This window comes from Leptothrix mechoopdaensis (SeqCode) (assembly GCF_053893855.1).
The window spans coordinates 2,477,038-2,498,677 of the sequence record NZ_CM132699.1; the positions used below are offsets into that span (position 1 = coordinate 2,477,038).

Sequence of the window (21,640 nt, forward strand, 5' to 3'; positions counted from 1 at the left end):
TCTGTTTCCTCGTCAGGCCGACGTGTTCACGCGTGCCGCCGGCACGGTGTCGACGCGGGCCTGCTGGCCGGCGTCGAGCTGGCGTTGCACCCGGGCGGTGGTGTCGATGACGCGGCCGAGCTTGGCGGCGTACTGCGGATCGGTCGCATAGCCGGCGCGCTGCAGGCTCTGCGCGAACGCGGTGGCGGTCTGCGGGTTGCCGGCGTCACCGGCCTTCAGGCCGGCCATGACGCCCTGGTAGCGCGGGCTGCTGCCGATCAGCCGGGCGTAGTCGCGGAAGCTGTCCTCGGGCGTGGCGTAGGCGCGGAAGCGCGCCTGCACCTTCTGCGGCTGGCCGTTGACGACCTCGGTGGTGGTGGCGACCACGCTCGGACCGGTCCAGCCCGGGCCGGCCTTGATGCCGAACAGGTTGTTCGAGACCGTGCCGTCCTGGCCGACGATCTGCCTGCGGCCCCAGCCGGTCTCGTGCGCGGCCTGGGCCAGCATGAACTGTGCGGGGATGCCGCTGTCGCTGGCGACGGCCTCGGCCGCGTCGCCGTGGGCCTGGATGAATTCGGCCGGCGTGTCGATGCGCGCGGCCGGGTCGAGCTGCGCATAGCGCGATGCCGCCTGGGTGCCCTGGCTGAAGGAGGTCCGGCCCGCGCCGATCGTGTTCGTGTTCGTGTTCGGGCCAGCGCCCTGCAGACCCTGGATCGCCGCCGGCCGGGCCGGCAGCTGGAAGCCGCCGGTCGGCAGCGCGGCACCGGCCCCGTTCGAGAGGCCGGTCTGGCGTTCGAGCTGGCGCGCGATGGCGTCGGCCAGACCGCCGGGGCGGCCGGTCATCTCGCTGGCGTACTGCTGGTCGAGCAGGCCGGTGGCCATCTCGGTGCCGTTGTTGTCGAGCATGCCGCTGCTCTGCGTGGCCGCGCGCATGCTCTTCATCAGTTCCTGCATGAACAGGGCCTCGAACTGCTTGGCGACTTCCTTGATCGCGCCCTTCGGGTCGCTCTTGGCGGCGGCCCGCAAGCCGTCGAGCTGCCCGCCGCCGGCGGCCAGGCGCTGGCTCGCCACCGAGGTGGTCGAGCGGCTGGCGCGCCAGTCCGGGCTGTTGCCGGTGGGCATCGACGGGGTGCTCATGTCAGATCACCTCGAGTTCGGCTTCGAGCGCGCCCGCCGCCTTGATGGCCTGCAGGATCGCCAGCAGGTCGCCCGGCGTGGCACCCAGCGAGTTCAGCGCCTTGACCACGTCGGTCAGCTGCGTGCCGGCGGGCAGCTGGATCAGCGAGCCCGGGTCCTGGTTGATCTTGATGTCGACCTTCTCGGTCACCGTCGTCTGGCCGTTCGAGAACGGCGCGGGCTGGCTGACCTGCGGGGTCGAGGTGATCGTCACCGACAGGTTGCCGTGCGCCACCGCGCAGGGCTTGAGCGTGACGGTCTGGTTCATGACGATCGAGCCGGTGCGCGCGTTCACGATCACCTTGGCCGACGGCGCGGCCAGCGTCAGCGGCAGCTCCTCGAGATCGGCCAGGAAACCGACCCGCTCGTCCGGCGAGGCCGGCATGCGGACCTTGACGGCGCGGCCGTCGAGCGCCTGGGCGGTGCCGGTGCCGTACTTGGCGTTGATGACGCGGCTGACCTCGCGGGCCATGCTGAAGTCCGACGAGCGCAGGTCGAGCTGCAGCGAGTCGCCCTGGTTCAGCGGCGTGGGCACGGCCCGTTCGACCGTCGCGCCTTCGGGGATGCGGCCGGCCGACAGGTGGTTGACCTGGACCTTGCTGCCACCGGCCGAGGCGCCCGCGCCGCCGACGATCACGTTGCCCTGGGCCAGCGCGTAGATGTTGCCGTCGGCACCGCGCAGCGGCGTGGCCACCAGCGTGCCGCCGCGCAGGCTCTTGGAGTTGCCCAGCGACGAGACGGTCACGTCGATCGCCTGGCCGGGCTGCGCGAACGGCGGCAGCGTGGCCGTCACCATCACGGCGGCGACGTTGCGCAGCTGCATGTTGACGCCGGCCGGCACGGTCACGCCGAGCTGCTGCAGCATCGCCTGCAGGCTCTGCGCGGTGAAGGGGGTCTGGGTGGTCTGGTCGCCGGTGCCGTCCAGACCCACGATCAGGCCATAGCCGACCAGCTGGTTGGTGCGCACGCCCTGGATGCTGGCGACTTCCTTGATGCGCTGGCCGGCCTGGGCGCCGGTGGGCCACCACAGCGCCGCGCTGGCGGCCAGCGCGGCCAGCAGCAGGGCTGCGGGCACCAGCCGGGCGGCGATGCGGCGCATCAGGCTGGCGGCCGGTCGTGCGGCATGGCCGGCGATCCGGGCGCTGCCGTCGTCGAGCGCGTCGTAGACGGCCTCGATCGCGGCCTCATGGCCGGCGATCAGCTGGGAATCTTGGGTGGCTTCGAGCCAGGCAGGCAGCGCGTTCATCCGCGGGTCCGATCCTTTTGGTAGTCGAACCCATTCTGTGGCGGACTTAAATGGGGAGAAGGTTCAAAAAGAAGCGGCTCAGCCAGCCTATCTTCTGCGCATCGGCCTGGCCGCCGCGCCCGCGCTGCTCGACCCGCACGTTGGCGATCTGGGCCGAGGCGACGGAATTGCCCGGCTGGATCGAACGCGGGTCGACCTGGCCGGAGAAGCGCAGCACGTCGGCGTTGTCGTTGACGCCGATCTGCTTCTCGCCGGCGATCACCAGGTGGCCGTTGGGCAGCACCTCGATGACGGTCGCGGTGATGGTGCCGGTGAACTCGTTGGTGTTCTCGGTGCCGCCCTTGCCGGAGAAGGTGTTGCTGCTGCTGCCACCTGCCCCCAGCTTGGCCAGCGCGGTGGAGGCACCCAGCAGCGGCAGGGCCGTCACCGAGGCATCGACCGAGCCTTTCTTCTCGACCGTGCTGGTCGACGAGGCGGTGGCGCTGACCTTCTCGACGATCTGCACCGTCAGCGTGTCGCCGACCAGCCGCGCGCGGTGGTCCTCGAACAGCGGCCGGTACTGCGACGACTGGAAGATCGAGCCGTTGGCGACGACCGGCACGACCAGCGGCTGCGGCCGCATCTGGGTCGGCTCGGCCACGTCGACCTTGGGCGAACTGGGCATCGGGACGGAGGCGCAGGCCGCGAGCGTGGCGGCAACGGCGGCCAGCGCGAGCAGGCGCAGGGGACGGAGCATGGGGGTCATCCTGGCGGTCATCCTGGCAGTCAGGCGGGAAGGCACGGGGCGGTCAGGCCAGCGGGATCAGAGCTGGCCGAGCTTCTGCAGCATCTGGTCCGAGGTCGAGATCGCCTTCGAGTTGAGTTCGTAGGCGCGCTGGGTCTGGATCATCGTCACCAGCTCCTCGACCACGTTGACGTTGGACGTCTCGACGAAGCCCTGGCTCAGCGTGCCCAGCCCGCCGCTGCCCGGCACGCCGCTGTTGGGTGTGCCCGAGGCGGCCGTCTCGGCATAGAGGTTGCCGCCCAGCGCTTCAAGGCCGGCCGGGTTGATGAAGTTGGCGACGGGGATCTGGCCCAGCGTCTGCGGTGCGACCTGGCCGGGCATCGCGACGCTGACGGTGCCGTCCGGCGCGATGGTCACGGTCTGCGCCTGCGCCGGGATCGTGATGCCGGGCTGCACGGCATAGCCGGCGTTGGTCACCAGCTGTCCGGTCGCGCTGACCTGGAAGGCGCCGTCGCGGGTGTAGCCGGTGCTGCCGTCGGGCATCTGGACCTGGAAGAAGCCGCCGCCCTTGATCGCCAGATCCAGCGAATTGCCGGTCTGCTGCAGGTTGCCCTGCGTGAACTGGCGCGAGGTGGCGACCGAGCGCACGCCCAGGCCGACCTGCAGGCCGGTGGGCAGCTGGGTCTGCTCGGAGCTGCTGGCGCCGGGCTGGCGCAGCGTCTGGTACATCAGGTCCTCGAACACCGCATGCGACTTCTTGTAGCCGTTGGTGGCGACGTTGGCGAGGTTGTTCGAGACGACATCCAGCTGGGTCTGCTGGGCTTCCATGCCGGTCTTGGAGATCCACAGGGCGCGCATCATGGCGGTGTTCCTCGGGGTGTGTGTGCGGTGGCGGCGGGGTGTGCGGCCGGTCAGCCGAGCGACAGCAGCTGCGCGGCGGCGCGCTCGTCCTGCTCGGTGGTCTGCATCGACTTCATCTGGGCCTCGAACTGGCGCGCCGCCGAGATCATCGAGACCATCGTCTCGATCGCGCTGACGTTGGAGCCTTCGAGCGCGCCGGACTGCAGCCGCGCGTTCGGATCGGCCGGCAGGTCGCCGCCGGGGGCGCGGAACAGGCCGTCGTCGCCGCGCTGCAGCTTGTCCTGCGGCGAGACGAGCTTGAGCTTGCCGACCGGCGTGTTGCCGCCGGTGGCCGAGCGGGCGGTGATCGAGCCGTCCTGGCCGACCGTCACCTCGGCATTGGCCGGCAGCGTGATCGGGCCACCGTCGCCCAGCACCGGCAGGCCGTTGTGGCCGACCAGCACGCCTTCGCTGTTGACCTGCAAGGAGCCGGCACGCGTGTAGGCCTCGGTGCCGTCGAGCGCCTGCACCGCCAGCCAGCCGTTGCCCTGCAGGGCGACGTCGAGGTTGCGGCCGGTCGTCGTGATCGGGCCTTGCGACGGGTTGTAGCCGGTGGTGGTCTCCAGCGCATAGGCCCGCGTGGTCGCGCCATCGCCGCGCACCGGCACGGCGCGGAAGGCCTGCAGCTCGGCGCGGAAGCCGACCGTGGACACGTTCGCCAGGTTGTTGGCGAGCGTCTCCTGACGCTGCATGGTGGCCTTGGCGCCCCCCATGCTGAGGTAGATGCGACGGTCCATGACGGCTCCTGCTCAGGTCGTGGTCGGACGTCGGATCAACGCAGATTGACGAGGGTCTGCATGATCGAGTCCTCGGTCTTGATGGTCTGCGCGTTGGCCTGGTAGACCCGCTGCGCCGTCATCATGTTGACCAGCTCGGAGGTCAGGTCGACGTTGGATTCCTCCAGCGCGCCCGACTGCAGCATGCCCATGTTGCCGCTGCCGGCGGTGCCCACGATCGGGCCGCCCGAGGCGAAGGTCGAGGTCCAGGCGTTGCCGCCCATCGCCTGCAGGCCCTGCGGGTTGCGGAAGCTCGCCAGCTCCAGCTGGCCGGCCGCCTTGGTCAGGCCGTTCGAGTAGCGCGCCGTGATGATCCCGTTGTTCTCGATGTTCAGGCTGGTGATCTGGCCCGGCGCGTAGCCGGTCTGGGTCACGTCGGTGACGCTGAACAGCGCGCCGTACTGGGTCGCCTTGGTGAAGTCCATGCTGACGCCGGTGATGGGCTCGGTGGTCGAGCCATCGGCCAGCGTGGTCGCCGGGATGTCGAAGGTGAAGGGCGCCGCCGGTGCGACCGGTGCCGCGCCGGTGGTCGGGAACTGCAGCGTCGTCAGCGGTGCCGCGTTGCCCGCGCCGTCGTCGACCACGGACGTGCCGTTGGCCGTCGCGTAGACGTCCCAGGTGTCGGCGCCGGTCTTCTGGAAGTAGTAGGTCATCGCGACCGGCTGGCCCTTGACGTCGTAGGCCGTCAGCGAGGTCGCCTTGTTGTAGGTCTTCGGGTCGTCGAAGTTGATGCCCCCGGCGGCCGGCAGCGTCGGCTGGTTGCGCGAGTCGAGGTTCATCTCCATCTGCACCGAGTCGGTCGCCTTCGGGTCGATGCCGGCGGTCGGCAGGCGCAGGTCGCTGGCCGCCCGCGGGATCACGACGCCCTGGGCATCGGCCGTGTAGCCCATCAGCTTCTGGCCGCCGTTGTTGACGACGTAGCCCTCGCTGTCGAGCTTGAACTGGCCGTTGCGGCTGTAGACGATCGCGCCGGTCGTGTCGTGCAGCTGGAAGAATCCGTTGCCGTTGATCGCCACGTCCAGCGGGTTCTCGGTGGCGCTGATGCTGCCTTGCGTGAACTGCTGCGACACGGCGGCCAGGCGCACGCCGATGCCGATGTTGCTGGTGCCGGTGCTGGCGATGTTGCTGGCGTACATGTCGGCGAACTCGGCCCGCGAGGTCTTGGCGCCGTAGGTGTTGGCGTTGGCGACGTTGTTGCCGATCACCTCCAGGTTCTTGCTGGTGGCGTTCAAGCCGGAAAGGCCTTGCTGGAAGCTCATGGTGATGTCCTCGCGGGAAGGGTGATCGGGAACGGGTTCGGGGTCGGGTCCGGGATGCGGTTCAGGAAGAGGTTCACTCGGCGAAGGCCTTGACGTCGGCATAGGCCATGCGCTTGCCGCTGGCCAGGTCCAGGCTGAGGCTGCCGTTGGCGGTGCTGACGGCGACGATCTCGTCGCGCGTGAGCGGCGTCGCGCCGACCTGCGCGGCGCCGTTGGTGGCGACGACGCGGAAGGTCAGGTTGCTCGTGTCGATCGGGCTCTGGCCCTCGGCCGGCGCCGGCGGCGTCCAGCTGAAGGTGTGGCGACCGCTGGCCTCGGCGCCCATGTCGACCGTGCCGACGACACGGCCGGAAGCCGACAGGACCTCGACCTTGGTGGCGTCCGATGCACCGGCCAGATCGAAGCTGGCGCGGGCGCTGCCGTCGCTGCCGATCGCCAGCTTGTTGCCGTTGACCAGCACGCCCTGCCCGACCAGCTGCGCGCCCTGCATCGCCTGCAGCTGCGTGAACTGCGAGGACATCGACTGGATGCTCTCGTTGACCTTCTCGATGCCCGAGACGGTGTTGATCTGCGCCATCTGGCTGGTGACCTGCGCGTTGTCCATCGGGCTCAGCGGGTCCTGGTTCTGCATCTGCGCGACCAGCAGCTTCAGGAAGCGGTCGGCCGAGGCCTCGGTCGCCGTCTTGGTGCTGCCGCTGCCATTGAGCTGCGAATACAGCGCCGCCGAGCCGCTGGTGGAGGTGGTGCCGGTGGTGGTGGTCATGCGGGGTCAGCCTGTGGGTGGATCGGCGTGGCGGGCGGGCTCAGGAGCCCGAGCCCATCTGCAGGGTCTTGAGCAGCAGCGTCTTGGCCGTGTTCATGACCTCGACGTTGTTCTGGTAGGAGCGCGAGGCGGCCATCATGTTGACCATCTCCTCGACCGCATTGACGTTGCTGTAGGTCACGTAGCCGTCAGCATCGGCCTGCGGGTGCTTCGGGTCATGCACCCGGCGGCCGGGGGTCTGGTCCTCGATGACCTGCGAGACCTTGACGCCGGCGGTGCCCTGCGCGCCCATCGCGACGGTCTGGAACATGACCTGGCGGGCCTTGACGCTCTGGCCGTCCGGACCGGCGACGGTGTCGGCGTTGGCCAGGTTGGTGGCCACGGTGTTGAGCCGCTGGCTCTGCGCGCTGACGGCGCTGCCGGCAACGTTGAAGATGTTCATCATGGACATGGCGCTTCAGCTCCTGTCGTGTCGGTCGTGACGGGCGTGGCGGCCGGGCTCATTGGCCCTTGATGGCCGTCATCAGCGTCGACACCTGGCCGTTGACGAAGCGCAGCGAGGCCTCGTACTTGACGGCGTTGTCGGCGAAGGCGGCGCGCTCGCGGTCCATGTCGACGGTGTTGTTGTCGAGGTTGGTCTGCGCCTGGGTGGCGAACTGCAGCGTGCTGGCCTCGCCGCCGCCGATGCCCACGGGGATGTGCGCGCCGTGCGTGGTCGCCAGCGGCGCCCCGGCGGCACCGCCGATGCGGGCCTCGCCGGTGGCCTGCTTCAGGGCGCTGGCGAAGTCGATGTCCTTGCCGATGTAGCCCGGCGTCTCGGCGTTGGCGATGTTGCTGGCGATCAGGCGCTGCCGCTCCGAGCGCAGCACCAGCGCCTGGGACTGGAAGTCCAGCGAGTCGGTGAGGCGGTTGGTGATCATCGTGCGGCTCCTGCGTCGGGTCGGCCTGTTCCGGGCCCTTGAACGGATTGTTGGACGCGACCCTGCCGAACATGAGCGGGAATAGCGGTGCGGAAGCCCGTCATCTCCAAGCCTGGGCGAGGGCGGCGGCCTCCTAAAGTGCGGCTCACCATGTCGTCCGATCGTCTGCCCCCCACCGACACCGCCCCGCACCGCGAGGCCCTGCCCGGCACCGCCGCGCTGCCGCTGCGCGTGATCGGCGACTACCTGGGCACGATGCTCGCGACGATGGCCGCCGCGCTGCTGCTGACGCTGCTGGGCCTGCCCGGACAGGCCCGGGCCCAGAACGCCGAACCCACCTCCGCCATCCCGCTGGACCAGGTCATCGGCCTGGCCCGCGACCAGGCCGGCGCGCCGCTGGGCGCGCGTGTCGAGGTCGTCCCCGGCCAGCTCGACCCGCGTCTGCGCCTGGCGCCCTGCGACCAGATCCAGCCCTACCTGCCGCCCGGCGCCCGCCCCTGGGGCAAGACCCGCGTCGGCCTGCGCTGCACCCGCGGCCCGGTGGCGTGGAACGTCTACCTGCCCGTCACCGTCAAGGTCTGGGCCCCCGCGCTGGTGACCGCCGTGCCGGTGCCGGCCGACCAGCCGCTGGCGCCCGAACACCTGCAGCTCGCGGTGGTCGACATCGCCGAGCAGGCCAGCCCCGTCTTCAGCCGCAGCGACGAGCTGCTGGGCCGCCGCCTGAGCCGCGCCCAGCCGGCCGGCGCGACGCTGCGCGCCGATGCGCTGCGCGCCCGCATCTGGTTCGCCGCCGGCGACACCGTGCAGGTCGACTCGGTCGGCAACGGTTTCCGCATCAGCGGCGAGGCCGAGGCGCTGAGCCCCGGCGTCGAGGGCCAGCCGGTGCGGCTGCGCTCGGCCAGCGGCAAGCTGCTGTCGGCCTGGCCGGTCGGCGACCGGCGCGCGGAGATCCGGTTGTGAGAAATCATCGCGCCGGAGCCGTCCGGGACCTGCCGCCGCCGCGTCTGCTGGCGCCGCATCCCCCACGTTCGCGGGGCGTGATGCCTGTCACGCGCATCGCGGCCCTCAAGTCCGCCTGGGCAGCTGCCGAAACACACTTCAGCCCCGGGGAACGGACGACACCCTCCTCGACAGGACCTGAACAAGGTCCTCAAGCCCGAGAGGGCGACGCCGATAAACCGGGGGCAGGCCGGAACGAGAAGTCCGGCCGACCGTTGGAACCGTCTCGCGACAGCGGGCCAGGACCGTCAACCCGTCGATGCGGGATGACCGCAACCGGGCTCACAATGGCGCGTCGCGGACCGAAGCCGGCCCCTCCCCGCCAGGAAGGCCACCGGCGCCACAGGAGAACGTCATGAAGATCGGCAACACCTCTGCACCCGCTGGCATCGGCCCGACGGGCGCGGCCACGACCTCGAGCCGCCCGGCGGGCGAGGGCAGCGCCGTTCAAGGCACCGCATCGGCCAAGAAGGCCGACGGCAGTGCGACGGTCGAGTTGTCCAGCACCGCACGAGCCCTCATGGATGCAGCCGACGGGAGTTTCGACGCCCAGAAGGTCGAACAGGTCCGCCAGTCGATTTCCGACGGCACCTACAAGATCAACGCCGACGCGATCGCCGACAAGCTGATCGCCAACGCCCGTGAAGTCCTCGGCAAGGTCGGACCGACCGGCCACTGACGCCGCCCCAGGCCCACGCATGAACGCCCTGCCCCGCGCCCTCGCTCCCGACATGTCCCGCCGACCGGCCGACCTGGAAGGTCTGGTCGAGCGGCTGGAGAACTCGCTGTCCGATCTCGGCCAGTCGCTGCGACTGCGTGATCCGGAGGCGATCGAGGCCCATGCCCAGAGCCTGCACCAGGCCCTGGAACGGGCACTGCAGGGTTTCCAGACGGCCGCACGACAAGGCGGATTGCCGCCCGCGCTGCGCCACCGGCTGATGCGCGCCAGCGGCCAGGTCGCCGCACAACGCGAATCGATGGTCCGCGCCACCGTCGCGCTGGACCGCGCGATGGATGCCCTGATGCCGCGCGACGTCCCGTCGCTGTACGGCAGCCGCGGCTGGAACGGCGCCAGTGGCGGCGGTCAGCTGCTGGGCTGAGGCCCGGTCAACCTGAGGCCGCTCAGGTCTTGGGCAGCGTCACGCCACGCTGGCCCTGGTACTTGCCGCCGCGGTCGGCATAACTGGTCTCGCAGACCTCGTCGCTCTCGAAGAACAGCACCTGCGCACAACCCTCGCCGGCATAGATCTTGGCCGGCAGCGGCGTGGTGTTGCTGAACTCCAGCGTCACGTAGCCTTCCCATTCCGGCTCGAACGGCGTCACGTTGACGATGATCCCGCAGCGCGCGTAGGTGCTCTTGCCCAGGCAGATCGTCAGCACGTTGCGCGGAATGCGGAAGTACTCGACCGTGCGGGCCAGCGCGAAGCTGTTGGGCGGGATGATGCAGACGTCGCTCTCGATGTCGACGAAGCTGCGTTCGTCGAAGTTCTTCGGGTCCACCACGGTGCTGTAGATGTTGGTGAAGACCTTGAATTCGGGCGCGCAACGGATGTCGTAGCCGTAGCTGCTGGTGCCGTAGCTGACGATCTTCTGGCCGTCGGCCGACTGCCGCACCTGGCCCGGCTCGAACGGGTCGATCATGCCGTGCTGCTCGGCCATCCGCCGGATCCACTTGTCGCTCTTGATGCTCATCGTCGGCCTCTCTCAGGGGAGGCGCGATTCTAGGTTCGCGCCTGTCGTGTCAGGATCATGGCCGCAACACGAACCTGCCCTGGAGCAAGCAAGCATGACGAACACGAACACGACGACGATGCAGGCCGCCTGGCTCACCGGCCACGGCGGCAACGAGGTGGTGGCCATCGGCGAACGCGAGCGGCCGGTCCGCGCGCCGGGCGAGATCCTGGTGCGCCTGAAGGCCGCCACGCTCAACCGCGTCGACCTCTACATGCGCGACAGCGGCGCGGGCATCACCCACCCGCTGCCGCTGGTGATGGGCGTCGACGGCGCCGGCGTGGTCGAGGAGGTCGGCCCCGAGGAGACCCAGTGGCAAGCCGGCCAGCGCGTCGTGCTGCAGCCCATCGTCAGCTGCGGCCGCTGCGAGTTCTGCGAGCGCGGCGACACGCCGCTGTGCACCAGCGCCAGCTACCTCGGCGAACACCGCCACGGCACGCTGGCTCAGTTCGTGAGCCTGCCCGCGCGCAACGTCTTCGCGCTGCCCGAAGGCCTGGACTTCGCCGAAGGCGCCGCGCTCGGCGTCAACCATCTGACCGCCTGGCGCATGCTGTTCTCGAAGGCCCGCGTGCAGCCCTGGGAGACGGTGCTGATCTTCGGCATCGGCGGCGGCGTCAGCCTGGCCGCCCTTCAGCTCGTCAAGGCCATCGGCGCCAAGGCCATCGTGACCTCGCGCGACGCGACCAAGCTCGACAAGGCCCGCGCCCTGGGCGCCGACGAGGTCGTGCTGGGCGGTGGCGACGAGATCGCGAAACAGGTCCTGAAGCTGACCGGCGGACGCGGCGTCGACGTGGTGATCGAGAACATCGGCACGGCGGTCTGGAGCGCCGCGCTGAAGTCGCTGGTGCGCGGCGGCCGCCTCGTCACCTGCGGCGCCACCTCCGGCGACCAGCCCGGCGCGGACATCCGCCGCCTGTTCATCCGCCAGCTCCAGGTCATCGGCTCGACCGCCGGCAGCCTGACCGAATTCCGCGACCTGCTCGCCTTCGTCAAGCTGCACGGCCTGAAGCCGGTGATCGACCAGCGCTACCCGCTCACCGACCTGCACGCCGCGCTGGACCACCTGGATTCGTCGCGGCAGTTCGGCAAGGTGGCGGTGGAGATCGACTGAGCCGGTAGCCGCGACGGCCATGCATGCAGTCTCGTAAAATGCATGCATCGCCCCAACCGGAAGGCCCACCATGCCCATGCTGACGGTACGCAACATCCCCGAGGAAGTTCACCGCGCGCTGCGCGTCCGGGCGGCCCGGCACGGCCAGAGCATGGAGGCCGAGGTCCGCGCCATCCTGGCCTCGGCGATCAGCCCGGAAGGCCGCGTGAAGCTGGGCAGCCTGCTCGCCGACATCGGTCGTCAGGCCCGCTTGAACGACGAGGAGTTCGCCGTGTTCGATCAGGTACGGGACCGGTCACCCACCCGCACGCCGGACTTCGGATGATCCTGCTGGACACCAACGTCGTGTCCGAGCCCTTGCGCCAGACACCTGCGGCGGCCGTGATCGAGTGGATCGACGCGCAGCCGATGGAGACCCTCTTCCTGTCGGCGATCACCGTGGCCGAACTGCGTGCCGGCGTGGCGATGCTGGCGGCCGGCAAGCGACGCAGCCACCTGCAGGACAACCTCGAGACACGTGTGCTGCCACTCTTTGCCGGGCGCATCCTGCCGTTCGACATGGCCTGCACGAAGGCCTATGCGGGCATCCTGGCGAAGGCACGCGGCAAGGGCCTGGCCATTGCCACGGCCGATGGCTACATCGCCGCCATCGCGGCCAGCCACGGCTTCACGGTCGCCAGCCGCGACACGGGCCCCTTCGAGGCGGCCGGCGTCGACGTGATCGACCCGTGGCTCACCCCGCCACCACCCGCTCCGCATGCGCGTACACCGACGCGCGGTCGCCGCGCGTGAAGCCGGCGAGGACCAGGCCGGCGGCCTGGGCGGTGCGGGCGGCGAGTGCGGTCGGGGCGGAGATCGCGGCGAGCAGGCCGACGCCGGCGCTGGCGGTCTTGTAGACCATCTCGTAGCTGGCCCGGCTGGTGACGGCGATGAAGCCCTGCGACGGGTCGAGCCCGTCGCGCGCCATGCGGCCGGTGAGCTTGTCGAGCGCGTTGTGGCGGCCAACGTCCTCGCGCACCAGCAGCACCTCGCCGTCCAGGCTGCACCAGGCGGCGGCGTGGGTCGCGCCGGTGCGCTGCTGCAGGCCCTGACCTTCGGCCAGACCGGCCATCGCGCGGCCCAGCGCCGACTGGTGCACGCTGATCTCTGCCGGCGCGCGGCGCACCGGGCGCACCGCCTCGGCCAGGCTTTCGGTGCCACACAGGCCGCAGCCGGTGCGGCCGGCCAGCGTGCGGCGGCGTTCCTTGAGGCGCATGAAGCAGCGCAGCGTGACGCGCAGTTCGAGCGTCAGGCCGTGGGCCGCCGTGATCGTGCCGTCGGCCAGCACGCCCGGCGCCGCTTCGCCATCGGCCTGCATGACCGCCGCGCCGGACAGGTCGCTGACATGGGCCTCGCAGTCGAGCAGGTCGTCGACGCTGTCGATGATCCCTTCGCTGAGCGAGAAGCCGAGCGCGAAGTCCTCGAGATCGGCCGGGCTGGCCAGCATCACCGCGTGCGAGATGCCGTTGTAGACGAGCGCGACGGGCACTTCCTCGGCCAGCACGTCATCGGCGACATGGGCCTCGCCACCGCGCCAGCGCACCACCTCGCGGGTGGAGGCATCGGCCAGCGGGGCGGCATCGGTGAGCAGGTTGAGCAGGTCGGTCGTCATCGCCAAATTGTCCCATCGGCCCCGACGCCCGACCGCATCGTCAGAACAGCGACCCGACGTTGAGCAGGGCCAGGATGCCCAGCAGCGCGAAGATCGCCGCCGACACGCCGTGCACCAGCTTCATCGGCACGGCCCGCGTGACGCGGTCTCCCAGGTACACGGCCGGCACGTTGGCCAGCATCATCCCGAGCGTCGTGCCGGCGACCACACCGACCAGCGCGTCGTAGCGCGCGGCCAGCGCGACGGTGGCGATCTGCGTCTTGTCGCCCATCTCGGCCAGGAAGAAGGCGACCACGGTGGTGCCGAACACGCCCAGGCGCGAGACCTGGCCGTCGAGCGCCTCGTCATCGGCCTGGTCGGGGATCAGCATCCACACGGCCATCGCCAGGAACGACAGGCCCAGGCCCCAGCGCAACACGGTCGGGCCCAGGAAGGCCGCCACCGCATTGCCGACCGCACCGGCCATCGCGTGGTTGGCCAGCGTGGCCACGAGGATGCCCAGCACGATGGGCACCGGCTTCTTGAAGCGCGCGGCCAGCATGAACGCGAGCAGCTGCGTCTTGTCGCCCATTTCGCCCAGGGCGACGACACCGGTGGAGATCAGGAAGGCTTCCATGAGGGATGAGGGATGTGGATGAGGACCGGCCAGGGGGCGCGGATTCTATGGACGGTCCATGAACGGGTCATGGCAGCAGCCGGTACCGCTGGCCAGCCCATCGAGGATGGGGCAATCGGGCCTGTCGTCGCCGTGACAGCCCTGCACCAGCCTGACCAGCGCGTCGCGCATCGCGGCCATCTCGGCCAGGCGCCGGTCGAGGTCGGCGACATGGGCCTGCGCGATGCGCTTGACCTCGGCGCTGGCGCGCTCGCGGTCCTGCCACAGGGCCACCAGCTCGGCGATCTCGGCCATCGAGAAGCCCAGATCGCGCGAACGCCGGATGAAGCGCAGCGTGTGCACCGCCGCGTCGCCATACAGGCGATAGCCCGCCTCGGTGCGTGGCACCGGCGGCAGCAGGCCGAGTGACTCGTAGTGACGGACCATCTTGGCCGACACGCCCGCGCGGGCGGCGGCTTCGCCGATGGTCAGGTGGGCCAGGTCGGACATGCTCAGTCTCCCCTTGCGTGACGCCGCCAGCGCCGCAACAGCAGCGCATTGCTGACGACGCTCAGGCTGCTGAAGGCCATCGCCGCACCGGCCAGCACGGGGCTGAGCAGCCCGGCGGCGGCCAGCGGGATGCCGATCACGTTGTAGGCGAAGGCCCAGAACAGGTTCTGGCGGATCTTGGCCTGCGTGCGCCGGGCGATGTCGATGGCGGCCGGCACCAGCGCCGGATCGCCATGCATCAGCGTGATGCCGGCCGCGTGCATCGCCACGTCGGTGCCGGTGCCCATCGCGATGCCGACCTGCGCGGCGGCCAGCGCCGGGGCATCGTTGATGCCGTCGCCGACCATCGCCACGGTCGCGCCGGCGGCGCGCAGCTCGCCGACGATGCGGGCCTTGTCCTCGGGCAGCACCTCGGCACGCACGTCGGTGATGCCCAACAGCGCGCCCACCGCGTGGGCCGCGCCGCGGTTGTCGCCACTGAGCAGCACCGTGCGCACGCCCAGCGCCTGCAGCTCGCGCACGGCACCGGCGGCACCCGGCTTGAGGCTGTCGCCGAAGCTCAGCAGGCCACGCAGCGTGCTGCCGTCCAGCAGCCACGACACCGTGCGGCCCTGCGCCTGTTCGGCATCGGCCTGCGCCTTCAGGGCCGACAGGTCCGCGCCCAGTTCCTCGGCCCAGCGCGTGCTGCCCAGTTGCAGCAGGCGACCATCGACCGTGCCGGCGACACCGCGCCCGGCAACGGCCCGCAGATCCGCCGGTGCCGTCGCGACCGGCAAGCCCGCCTGCGCGGCCGACTGGCTCACCGCGCGAGCCAGCGGGTGTTCGCTGCCGGCCTGCAGGGCGGCGGCATCGCGAAGCAGGGCCTGCGAATCGCCATCGACCGCCACGCACGCCTGCAGCGTCGGCCGGCCGACCGTCAGCGTGCCGGTCTTGTCGAACGCGACCACGTCGATGCGGTGCGCGAGTTCGAGCACCTCGGCGTCCTTGATCAGCACACCCTGCCGCGCCGCGACGCCCGTGCCGGCCATGATCGCGGCCGGCGTGGCCAGCCCGAGCGCACACGGGCAGGCGATCACCAGCACCGCCACCGCATGCAGGATGGCCGTCTGCCACTGCCCCGTGCCCAGGCCCCAGCCCAGCAGCGTCAGCAGCGACAGGCCCATGACCACCGGCACGAACACCGCGCTGATGCGGTCGACCAGCTTCTGGATCGGCGCCTTGCGGGCCTGCGCGCTCTCGACCAGCCGGACGATGCGCGCCAGCGTCGACTCCGAGCCGACCTTCGTCGTGCGCACCAGCAGCAGCCCTTCGGCATTGACCGAGCCGCCGATCACGGCGTCACCGGCCTGCCGCGCCACCGGCAGGCTCTCGCCGGTCAGCATGGACTCGTCGACATGGCTGATGCCCTCGACGACGCTGCCGTCCACGGCGATGCGCTCGCCCGGTCGCACGACCACCACGTCTCCGGGCTGAACCTCGGCGATGGGTCGATCCCGCTCGCTGCCATCGGGCATCCGGACGCGGGCCGTCTCCGGCCGCAGCCGGTTCAACGCCCGGATCGCCTCGCCGGTCTGGCGCCGTGCGCGCGCTTCCAGCCACTTGCCCAGCAGCACCAGCGTGATGACGACGGCCGAGCCCTCGAAGTACAGCTCGGGCATCGCCGCATCGGGCTGGCCCAGCAGCACCCACAGGCTGAGGCCGTAACCGGCGGAGGTGCCGATCGCCACGAGCAAATCCATGTTGCCGCTGCCCGCCCGCAAGGCCGACCAGCCGGCGCGGTAGAAGCGCGCGCCGAGCCAGAACTGCACGGGGGTCGCCAGCGCCAGCTGCAGCCAGCCGGGCAGCATCCAGTGCGCGCCCCACAGCATCGCCAGCATCGGCAAGGCCAGCGGCAAGGACAGCGCGGCGGCCGTCAGCACCGGCCACAGCGGCGGTCCGGCGGATGTGTCTGATGCGCCGGATGCGGATCCCGACACGGCCCCGTCATCCTTCACATGCCCGTCATAGCCGGCCTTGCGCACGGCGGCCAGCAGCCGGGCCGCATCGACCATCGCCGGCAGCACCGAGACGGTCGCCACCTCGGTGGCCAGGTTGACCTCGGCCGAGCGCACGCCGGGGATGCGCACCAGCGCCTTCTCGACCCGGCCGACGCAGCTCGCGCAGGTCATGCCCTGGATCTGCAGCCGCCATTCGCGCACCGGCACGTCGTAGCCGGCGCGGGTGACGGCGGCGGTCAGCGCCTCCAGCGTCACGCCGGGCGCGGCGTCGATGCTGGCGGTCTCGGTGGCCAGGTTGACGCTGGCCTCGGCCACGCCGTCGACCTTCTTCAAGGCCTTCTCGACCCGGGCGACACACGAGGCGCAGGTCATGCCCTCGATCGCGATCGACCAATGGGCTGCGGGCGATGAAACGGGATGGGGGCGAACGGCGGTGGTGTTCATGGCGGCGGACTTCCGGCAACGCGGACCGGATCGGCCCGATGCCGTGCAGTCTCAACCTTGCCATCATGTCAGGGTCAAGCGCCGCCGCCGTGATCCAGCACAAGCGGCGGGGTCGGCCGCCCCGCCGCTTGACCTTGCCCTCATGGCAAGCTTCAAGCTGAGCGTCTTCCAGAACCCCCTTGCCAGAGGATCCCCATGATCGAGTTCCAGCTCCCCACGATGACCTGCGGCCATTGCGTGAAGGCCGTCACCGGCGCGATCCAGTCGGTCGACGCCCAGGCCCAGGTCCGGATCGACCTGCCGACGCACCAGGTCCAGGTCGAGACGACGGCCGACGCCGCCCGGCTGGTCGAGGCCTTGAAGGAGGCGGGATACGAGCCGGCCTGATGTCGGCGTGTTGCCGGCCCGTCAGACGACGACCGCCGTGCAGCGCGGCGTCTTCAGGCACAGCGTGAACTGCGCCAGCTGCGTCACCAACGGCATGTCGGTGGCCGGCCCCAGCAGCTCGATCGTGTAGGGCCGCGACGGGTCGAGCGGATAACGCGCCGGCACGCCGCTGGCATTGCGCACGGCGGACGTCTCGGTGGCGGCGGGCGCGTCGGGCGACCGTTCGGCCACACACAGCAGCCGCGTCGCCGATGCCGTCAGGCTGCAACGCCACAGCGTCGGCGCACTGACCTCCGGCGCGCCCTGCGCGAAGGCCGGTGCCGGGGCGCCGATCAGATGGGCCACGACACCGAACAGGCCGACGGCCATCCACACCGGCATCGAACGCGGCCGGGCCAAGGCTCGAGCGGCGGCAAGGACAGGCTTCTTCGCGGTAGACAGATTCGGCATGGCGGCACTCCAGGGCAGATGCCGCTCTTTCGGCCACCGCCCCGGCCGGCCTGAGCCCGCACGCCGACAACATCCGCCCAGCCGTGACGATTGCCCGGCGAATCAGGCGCCAGGACGTCCCATCGCCCTCGGTCAGCACCGCCCCTCACGATCCACACGCATCCCGGTAGGTCGGACACACATGTGTCCGACGGGCTCTTGCCAAACGCGCCTTGGCCGAGAGCCCGTCGGACACCGGAGGTGTCCGACCTACCGGTCCGGAACACCGTCCAACGCCCATCAGACCGCGTGCCGATCGCCCTTCAACGCCCCATGTCCCGCCGCCCTCCGGCGGCGCCATTCCGGGCGGCCAGGGCGGCGGTTGCCTCCAGGCGACCGTCCGGCTGCATGCGCAGCGCCAGGGGGGCGCCGAGGCGGGTGGTCAGTTCATCCCAGGGTTCGGCGGGATCGGCGGCAAGCAGGGCCGTGGCCAGGGCGTCGGACCAGGTGGCGTCCGGGCCCAGCACCGTCACGCCGACGGCGCTGTCGACCGGCTGGAGCGTGCGTGCATCCAGCACATGGCCGATCTCGCGGCCGTCGGGCAGGCGGCGGCGGCGTTCGGATTGGGCGGAGGTGATGACGGCCTCGCGCCCTGCGCCTTCGGTCGCCACGTCCAGCGTCGTCACCAGGCCCCCGTCCGGGTCGGGGTGACGGATGCCGATGCGCCAGGGTCGACCGCCGGGCTGGCCCATCGCGGCGAGGTTGCCGCCGAGGTTGACCAGCGCGGCATCGATGCCCGCCGCGCGCAGCGTGTCCAGCGCCCGGTCGGCGGCGTGACCCTTGCCGATCGCGCCGAGGTCGATCTGGACGCGTCGATCGGCGCTCGCCAGCTGCCCGCCCTGCAACCGCAGCGACGCCAGCGACGGCACGCGCTCGCGCAGCGGCGCCAGCAGCGACGCCGGTGCGGCCGGTGCGCCGTCGCGCAGGCGGTCGGCGTGGAAGCCCCAGGCCGCGATGGCCGTGCCAATCGCGACATTGCAGGCGCCCGCGCTGGCCTGTTCGATCTCGCGCGCCTGCCGCAGCAGACCGGCCAGTTCGTCGTCGACCGCCACCCGCCGCCCTGCCCGGATCGCGGCGTTGACGCGCTGCAGCGTGCCGGGCTTCCAGGCGTTCCAGTCGCGGTCGATCTGCGCCAGCCGGGCCCAGGCGGCGGCCAGGGCCGGCACGGCGCGTTCGTCCGGACCGGCGACGACCAGTTCAGCCCAGCTGCCGAACATCGCGCGGCGTTCGCGCCGGAGCGGCCCGGCCGATGCCGCCGAAGCCGCCGAAGCCGCCCACGGCCGGCCGACCGGCGCCAGCACCAGGGCACCCAGCAGCCGGCGCCGGGTCGTGCCGGCGCCCATCAGACGGCCCGCTGCCAACCGGCCTGCAAGGCGGCGCGCACGGCCAGGTGTTCCAGCTCCAGGCGCTCGAACAGCACCGCCGCCGGGGTCAGGCGATCGTGGCGGGCGTGCTGTTCGATCTCGGCGCACAACACCGCCATGCGGCGGGCGCCAAGGTTGTCGGTGACCGACAGCAGCCGGTGCGCACGTGCGGCCAGCGCGGCGGCGTCGCCCAGGTCCAGGGCCAGGCGCAGGGCCTCGACATGGGCCGGCGTCTCGTCCATGAAACGCGCCACCAGCTCGGTCAGCAGCGGGGCGGCGACCTCGTCGTCGTCCAGGCTGCGCAGCTCGGCCAGCCGGGCGCGGTCCAGCACGGGGATGTCGACATCGCGCGGTTCGGCGCGGCGACGCTCGACCGGCGCGGGTGTCTCGGGCGGCACCGGCGCCAGGCCGGCGCTGCGCAGCGCGGCGGCCAGTGCGCCCAGCTCGATCGGCTTGGCGACATAGGCGTCCATGCCCGCCGCAAGACAGGCCTCGCGGTCGCCGGGCATCGCGTTGGCGGTCATCGCGACCAGCCGCGGCCGGTGCCGCGAGCCGCGTCGCTGGGTGATCCAGCGGGCCGCCTGCAGGCCGTCCATCTCGGGCATCTGGATGTCCATCAGCACGACCGCGTAGTCCTGCCGCTCGACCGCGTCGATCGCCTCCAGGCCGTTGCTGACGAGGTCGGCGGCATAGCCCAGCCGCCGCACCAGCTGCTGGGCGACACGCTGGTTGACGTGCTGGTCCTCGGCGATCAGCACGCGGTGCTGCGGCTGCGCCGGCACGGCAGCCCGGCCGGACCGGGTCGGGTCGGGCAGGTCGGCCAGCGTGTGCGCCGGGTCGGCCGGGGCCGAATCGACCCACGGGCCGCGCCAGCCCAGCGGGGCCGGCCGCGACGGCGCATCCGGCCGGCGCCGGCCGGAAGGCTCGCGCAGGGCGGCCTGCAGGGTCTCGAACAGCGGCGCCATCTTCAGCGGCTTGGTCAGCATCGCCGCGACGCCCAGCCGCGCCAGGCTGCCGCCGCTGACCGGTGTGCCGCCCGGCCCGTGGCCCAGCGGCTGACCCGACAGCAGCACGATCGGCAGGTCGGCGGCCGATCCACCGACCTCACGCCGCAGCACCTCGGCCACGCCGACGACGTCGCGGCTGTCGCGGCCCTCGCGGCCCAGGTCGAGGATGGCCAGGTCGTAGCGCTCGCCGTGACGCAGCCGGTCGAGCGCCTCCAGCGCCGACGGGAAGGTCGCCGGCACCAGCCCCCAGTGCAGCGCCCAGCGGGTCAGGATGCGGCGCTGCGTCAGGTTGCCGTCGACGATCAGCACGCGCTTGCCGGCCAGCCCGGGCACGGCGCGGCGCAGGCAGTCCGGCTCGGGCAGGCCGGCTTCCTGCACCGACGCCTGGCGCAGCCGCAGCGTGACGTGGAAGTCGCTGCCGCGCCCCGGTTCGCTGATGACGCCGATGCGCCCGCCCATCAGCTCGGCCAGCCGCTTGCAGATCGCCAGCCCGAGCCCCGTGCCGCCGTACTTGCGGGTGGTCGACGCGTCGACCTGCGAGAACGACTGGAACAGCTGCGGCAGATGCGCCTCGGCGATGCCGATGCCGGTGTCGTGAACGGTCAGGTTCAGCAGACGCTCACCGCCGGACTGGCTGCCGTCCGGGCCGGCCAGCAAGGTGCTGCCGACCGCCACGTGGACCTCGCCCTCGTGCGTGAACTTGACCGCGTTGGACAGCAGGTTGACGAGGATCTGGCGGATCCGCCCGAGGTCGCCGACCAGCCACTCGGGCGTGTCGTCCTCGACCAGGTAGCCCAGGCTCAGGCCCTTCTCGCGGGCCCGCTGCGCGACCACGTCGAGGGCGCCCTCGATGCAGGCGCGCAGCCCGAACACCTGCTGCGCCAGGTCGAGCTTGCCGGCCTCGGCCTTGGAGTAGTCCAGCACGTCGTTGACGATCGCCAGCAGCGCCTCGCCGCTGGCACGGATCGTCGCGGCGCATTCGCGCTGTTCCTGCGACATCGGCGTGTCCATCAGCAGCGTCGTCATGCCGATGACGGCGTTCAGCGGCGTGCGGATCTCGTGGCTCATGTTGGCCAGGAACAGGCTCTTGGCGCGCGCGGCGGCCTCGGCATCGGCCTTGGCCTGGGCCAGCAGGCGGGCCGAGGCGCGGACCTGGCTGACGTCGCGCAGGATGGCGGCGAAGTAGTGCCGCGCGTCGAGCTCGACGTGCGCGATCGAGGCCTCGGCATCGAACAGCCGGCCATCGGCGTGACGGCCCTGGATCTCGCGCCGCTCGGCCATGCGCCGCGCCGGCACGCCCGAACGGGCATAGGCCGCCAGGTGCTGCGCATGGACCGGCCGGGCGGCATCGGGCAGCAGCAGGTCCAGGCTCTGGCCGAGCACCGCCTCGGCCGGGTGGCCGAAGATGCGTTCGGCGCCCTCGTTGAAGACGACCACGCGCTGGCGGTCGTCGCAGACGACCAGCGCGTCATCGGCGATGGCCAGCAGGCGGCCCAGCAGCAGGCCCAGCTCGGCCGGATCAAGCCGGTGCGCCGACAGGCCGTGCGGCGGCCTTGGCGCGCGCGGCGGGGGCTGGAGCGGCGGCGGGGGCATGGCGGTTCCTGGCGCTGTG

24 protein-coding genes are annotated in these 21,640 nt (G+C 71.4%); 7 read left to right on the forward strand and 17 right to left on the reverse strand.

What is annotated here, in order from left to right:
* Positions 1–12 precede the first annotated feature (12 nt).
* From flgJ to flgB, 9 genes are all read right to left on the reverse strand, one after another.
* Positions 13–1,116 (reverse strand): flagellar assembly peptidoglycan hydrolase FlgJ, encoded by a 1,104-nt coding sequence (gene flgJ, locus ACWA7K_RS10790; RefSeq protein WP_456168384.1) that lies wholly within the window; start codon positions 1,114–1,116, stop codon positions 13–15.
* 1 nt (position 1,117) lies between these two features.
* The gene (locus tag ACWA7K_RS10795) at positions 1,118–2,254 is read right to left on the reverse strand and encodes a flagellar basal body P-ring protein FlgI (protein WP_456168776.1); all 1,137 of its coding nucleotides are present in this window, start codon (positions 2,252–2,254) and stop codon (positions 1,118–1,120) included.
* A 193-nt stretch (positions 2,255–2,447) separates the two neighbouring features.
* Complete coding sequence (locus tag ACWA7K_RS10800; RefSeq protein ID WP_456168386.1) at positions 2,448–3,137, reverse strand: flagellar basal body L-ring protein FlgH; 690 nt, start codon at positions 3,135–3,137, stop codon at positions 2,448–2,450.
* Positions 3,138–3,203: 66 nt separating this feature from the next.
* Entirely contained in the window at positions 3,204–3,986 is a 783-nt protein-coding gene (gene flgG, locus ACWA7K_RS10805) for a flagellar basal-body rod protein FlgG (protein ID WP_456168388.1), read from the reverse strand.
* 50 nt (positions 3,987–4,036) lie between these two features.
* Positions 4,037–4,762 (reverse strand): flagellar basal-body rod protein FlgF, encoded by a 726-nt coding sequence (gene flgF, locus ACWA7K_RS10810; protein ID WP_456168390.1) that lies wholly within the window; start codon positions 4,760–4,762, stop codon positions 4,037–4,039.
* Between the two features lie 35 nt (positions 4,763–4,797).
* Positions 4,798–6,060 (reverse strand): flagellar hook protein FlgE, encoded by a 1,263-nt coding sequence (gene flgE / locus ACWA7K_RS10815; RefSeq protein WP_456168392.1) that lies wholly within the window; start codon positions 6,058–6,060, stop codon positions 4,798–4,800.
* 73 nt (positions 6,061–6,133) lie between these two features.
* Positions 6,134–6,823: a flagellar hook assembly protein FlgD gene (locus ACWA7K_RS10820; protein WP_456168394.1), complete on the reverse strand. Its 690-nt coding sequence runs from the start codon at positions 6,821–6,823 to the stop codon at positions 6,134–6,136.
* Between the two features lie 40 nt (positions 6,824–6,863).
* Positions 6,864–7,274 carry a flagellar basal body rod protein FlgC gene (gene flgC / locus ACWA7K_RS10825; protein WP_456168396.1) on the reverse strand — a complete coding sequence of 137 codons (411 nt, stop codon included), beginning with the start codon at positions 7,272–7,274 and terminating at the stop codon, positions 6,864–6,866.
* A gap of 49 nt (positions 7,275–7,323) precedes the next feature.
* A complete protein-coding gene (flgB, locus tag ACWA7K_RS10830) occupies positions 7,324–7,743 on the reverse strand; it encodes a flagellar basal body rod protein FlgB (RefSeq protein ID WP_456168398.1) in 420 nt (139 codons plus the stop codon).
* Between the two features lie 150 nt (positions 7,744–7,893).
* Between flgB and flgA the strand changes: the two genes are divergently transcribed.
* The 3 genes from flgA (at position 7,894) to ACWA7K_RS10845 (ending at position 9,842) form a co-directional block, all read left to right on the forward strand.
* Positions 7,894–8,703, forward strand: a complete 810-nt coding sequence (gene flgA, locus ACWA7K_RS10835; protein WP_456168400.1) for a flagellar basal body P-ring formation chaperone FlgA — start codon at positions 7,894–7,896, stop codon at positions 8,701–8,703.
* Positions 8,704–9,097: 394 nt separating this feature from the next.
* The gene (gene flgM / locus ACWA7K_RS10840) at positions 9,098–9,421 is read left to right on the forward strand and encodes a flagellar biosynthesis anti-sigma factor FlgM (protein WP_456168402.1); all 324 of its coding nucleotides are present in this window, start codon (positions 9,098–9,100) and stop codon (positions 9,419–9,421) included.
* A gap of 19 nt (positions 9,422–9,440) precedes the next feature.
* Entirely contained in the window at positions 9,441–9,842 is a 402-nt protein-coding gene (locus ACWA7K_RS10845; RefSeq protein ID WP_456168404.1) for a hypothetical protein, read from the forward strand.
* A gap of 22 nt (positions 9,843–9,864) precedes the next feature.
* Here the strand turns inward: ACWA7K_RS10845 and dcd are convergent, their stop codons facing one another.
* Positions 9,865–10,434 (reverse strand): dCTP deaminase, encoded by a 570-nt coding sequence (dcd, locus tag ACWA7K_RS10850; protein WP_456168406.1) that lies wholly within the window; start codon positions 10,432–10,434, stop codon positions 9,865–9,867.
* A gap of 94 nt (positions 10,435–10,528) precedes the next feature.
* Here dcd and ACWA7K_RS10855 point away from each other — a divergent pair, with 94 nt between their 5' ends.
* The 3 genes from ACWA7K_RS10855 to ACWA7K_RS10865 all read left to right on the forward strand — a co-directional run bounded on the left by ACWA7K_RS10855 (position 10,529) and on the right by ACWA7K_RS10865 (position 12,376).
* On the forward strand, positions 10,529–11,584 hold the full coding sequence (locus tag ACWA7K_RS10855; protein ID WP_456168408.1) for a zinc-binding dehydrogenase: 1,056 nt from the start codon (positions 10,529–10,531) through the stop codon (positions 11,582–11,584).
* Positions 11,585–11,654: 70 nt separating this feature from the next.
* Positions 11,655–11,909, forward strand: coding sequence for a FitA-like ribbon-helix-helix domain-containing protein (locus tag ACWA7K_RS10860; RefSeq protein ID WP_456168410.1), 255 nt, complete (start codon positions 11,655–11,657; stop codon positions 11,907–11,909).
* Positions 11,906–12,376: a PIN domain-containing protein gene (locus ACWA7K_RS10865; protein WP_456168412.1), complete on the forward strand. Its 471-nt coding sequence runs from the start codon at positions 11,906–11,908 to the stop codon at positions 12,374–12,376. Before ACWA7K_RS10860 ends, ACWA7K_RS10865 begins: the two co-directional genes overlap by 4 nt.
* On the opposite strand, the gene fdhD is transcribed toward ACWA7K_RS10865, so the two are convergent.
* Genes fdhD through ACWA7K_RS10885 form a run of 4 tightly spaced genes read right to left on the reverse strand, consistent with a single transcriptional unit; the run spans position 12,318 to position 16,781 of the window.
* Positions 12,318–13,235, reverse strand: coding sequence for a formate dehydrogenase accessory sulfurtransferase FdhD (gene fdhD / locus ACWA7K_RS10870; protein ID WP_456168414.1), 918 nt, complete (start codon positions 13,233–13,235; stop codon positions 12,318–12,320). The two genes, ACWA7K_RS10865 and fdhD, sit on opposite strands and share 59 nt — an antisense overlap.
* 40 nt (positions 13,236–13,275) lie before the next feature.
* Positions 13,276–13,851 carry a TMEM165/GDT1 family protein gene (locus ACWA7K_RS10875; protein ID WP_456168416.1) on the reverse strand — a complete coding sequence of 192 codons (576 nt, stop codon included), beginning with the start codon at positions 13,849–13,851 and terminating at the stop codon, positions 13,276–13,278.
* Between the two features lie 45 nt (positions 13,852–13,896).
* The gene (gene cueR / locus ACWA7K_RS10880; RefSeq protein ID WP_456168418.1) at positions 13,897–14,340 is read right to left on the reverse strand and encodes a Cu(I)-responsive transcriptional regulator; all 444 of its coding nucleotides are present in this window, start codon (positions 14,338–14,340) and stop codon (positions 13,897–13,899) included.
* A gap of 2 nt (positions 14,341–14,342) precedes the next feature.
* On the reverse strand, positions 14,343–16,781 hold the full coding sequence (locus tag ACWA7K_RS10885) for a heavy metal translocating P-type ATPase (RefSeq protein WP_456168420.1): 2,439 nt from the start codon (positions 16,779–16,781) through the stop codon (positions 14,343–14,345).
* Between the two features lie 195 nt (positions 16,782–16,976).
* On the opposite strand from ACWA7K_RS10885, the gene ACWA7K_RS10890 reads away from it, so the two are divergent.
* Complete coding sequence (locus ACWA7K_RS10890; protein ID WP_456168422.1) at positions 16,977–17,168, forward strand: heavy-metal-associated domain-containing protein; 192 nt, start codon at positions 16,977–16,979, stop codon at positions 17,166–17,168.
* Between the two features lie 21 nt (positions 17,169–17,189).
* Here the strand turns inward: ACWA7K_RS10890 and ACWA7K_RS10895 are convergent, their stop codons facing one another.
* The 3 genes from ACWA7K_RS10895 to ACWA7K_RS10905 form a co-directional block, all read right to left on the reverse strand.
* Positions 17,190–17,618 (reverse strand): hypothetical protein, encoded by a 429-nt coding sequence (locus ACWA7K_RS10895; protein ID WP_456168424.1) that lies wholly within the window; start codon positions 17,616–17,618, stop codon positions 17,190–17,192.
* 302 nt (positions 17,619–17,920) lie between these two features.
* Entirely contained in the window at positions 17,921–19,000 is a 1,080-nt protein-coding gene (locus tag ACWA7K_RS10900) for an FAD:protein FMN transferase (RefSeq protein ID WP_456168426.1), read from the reverse strand.
* Positions 19,000–21,621, reverse strand: coding sequence for a response regulator (locus ACWA7K_RS10905; protein ID WP_456168428.1), 2,622 nt, complete (start codon positions 21,619–21,621; stop codon positions 19,000–19,002). The genes ACWA7K_RS10900 and ACWA7K_RS10905 overlap by 1 nt, the downstream gene beginning before the upstream one ends.
* Positions 21,622–21,640: the final 19 nt, after the last annotated feature.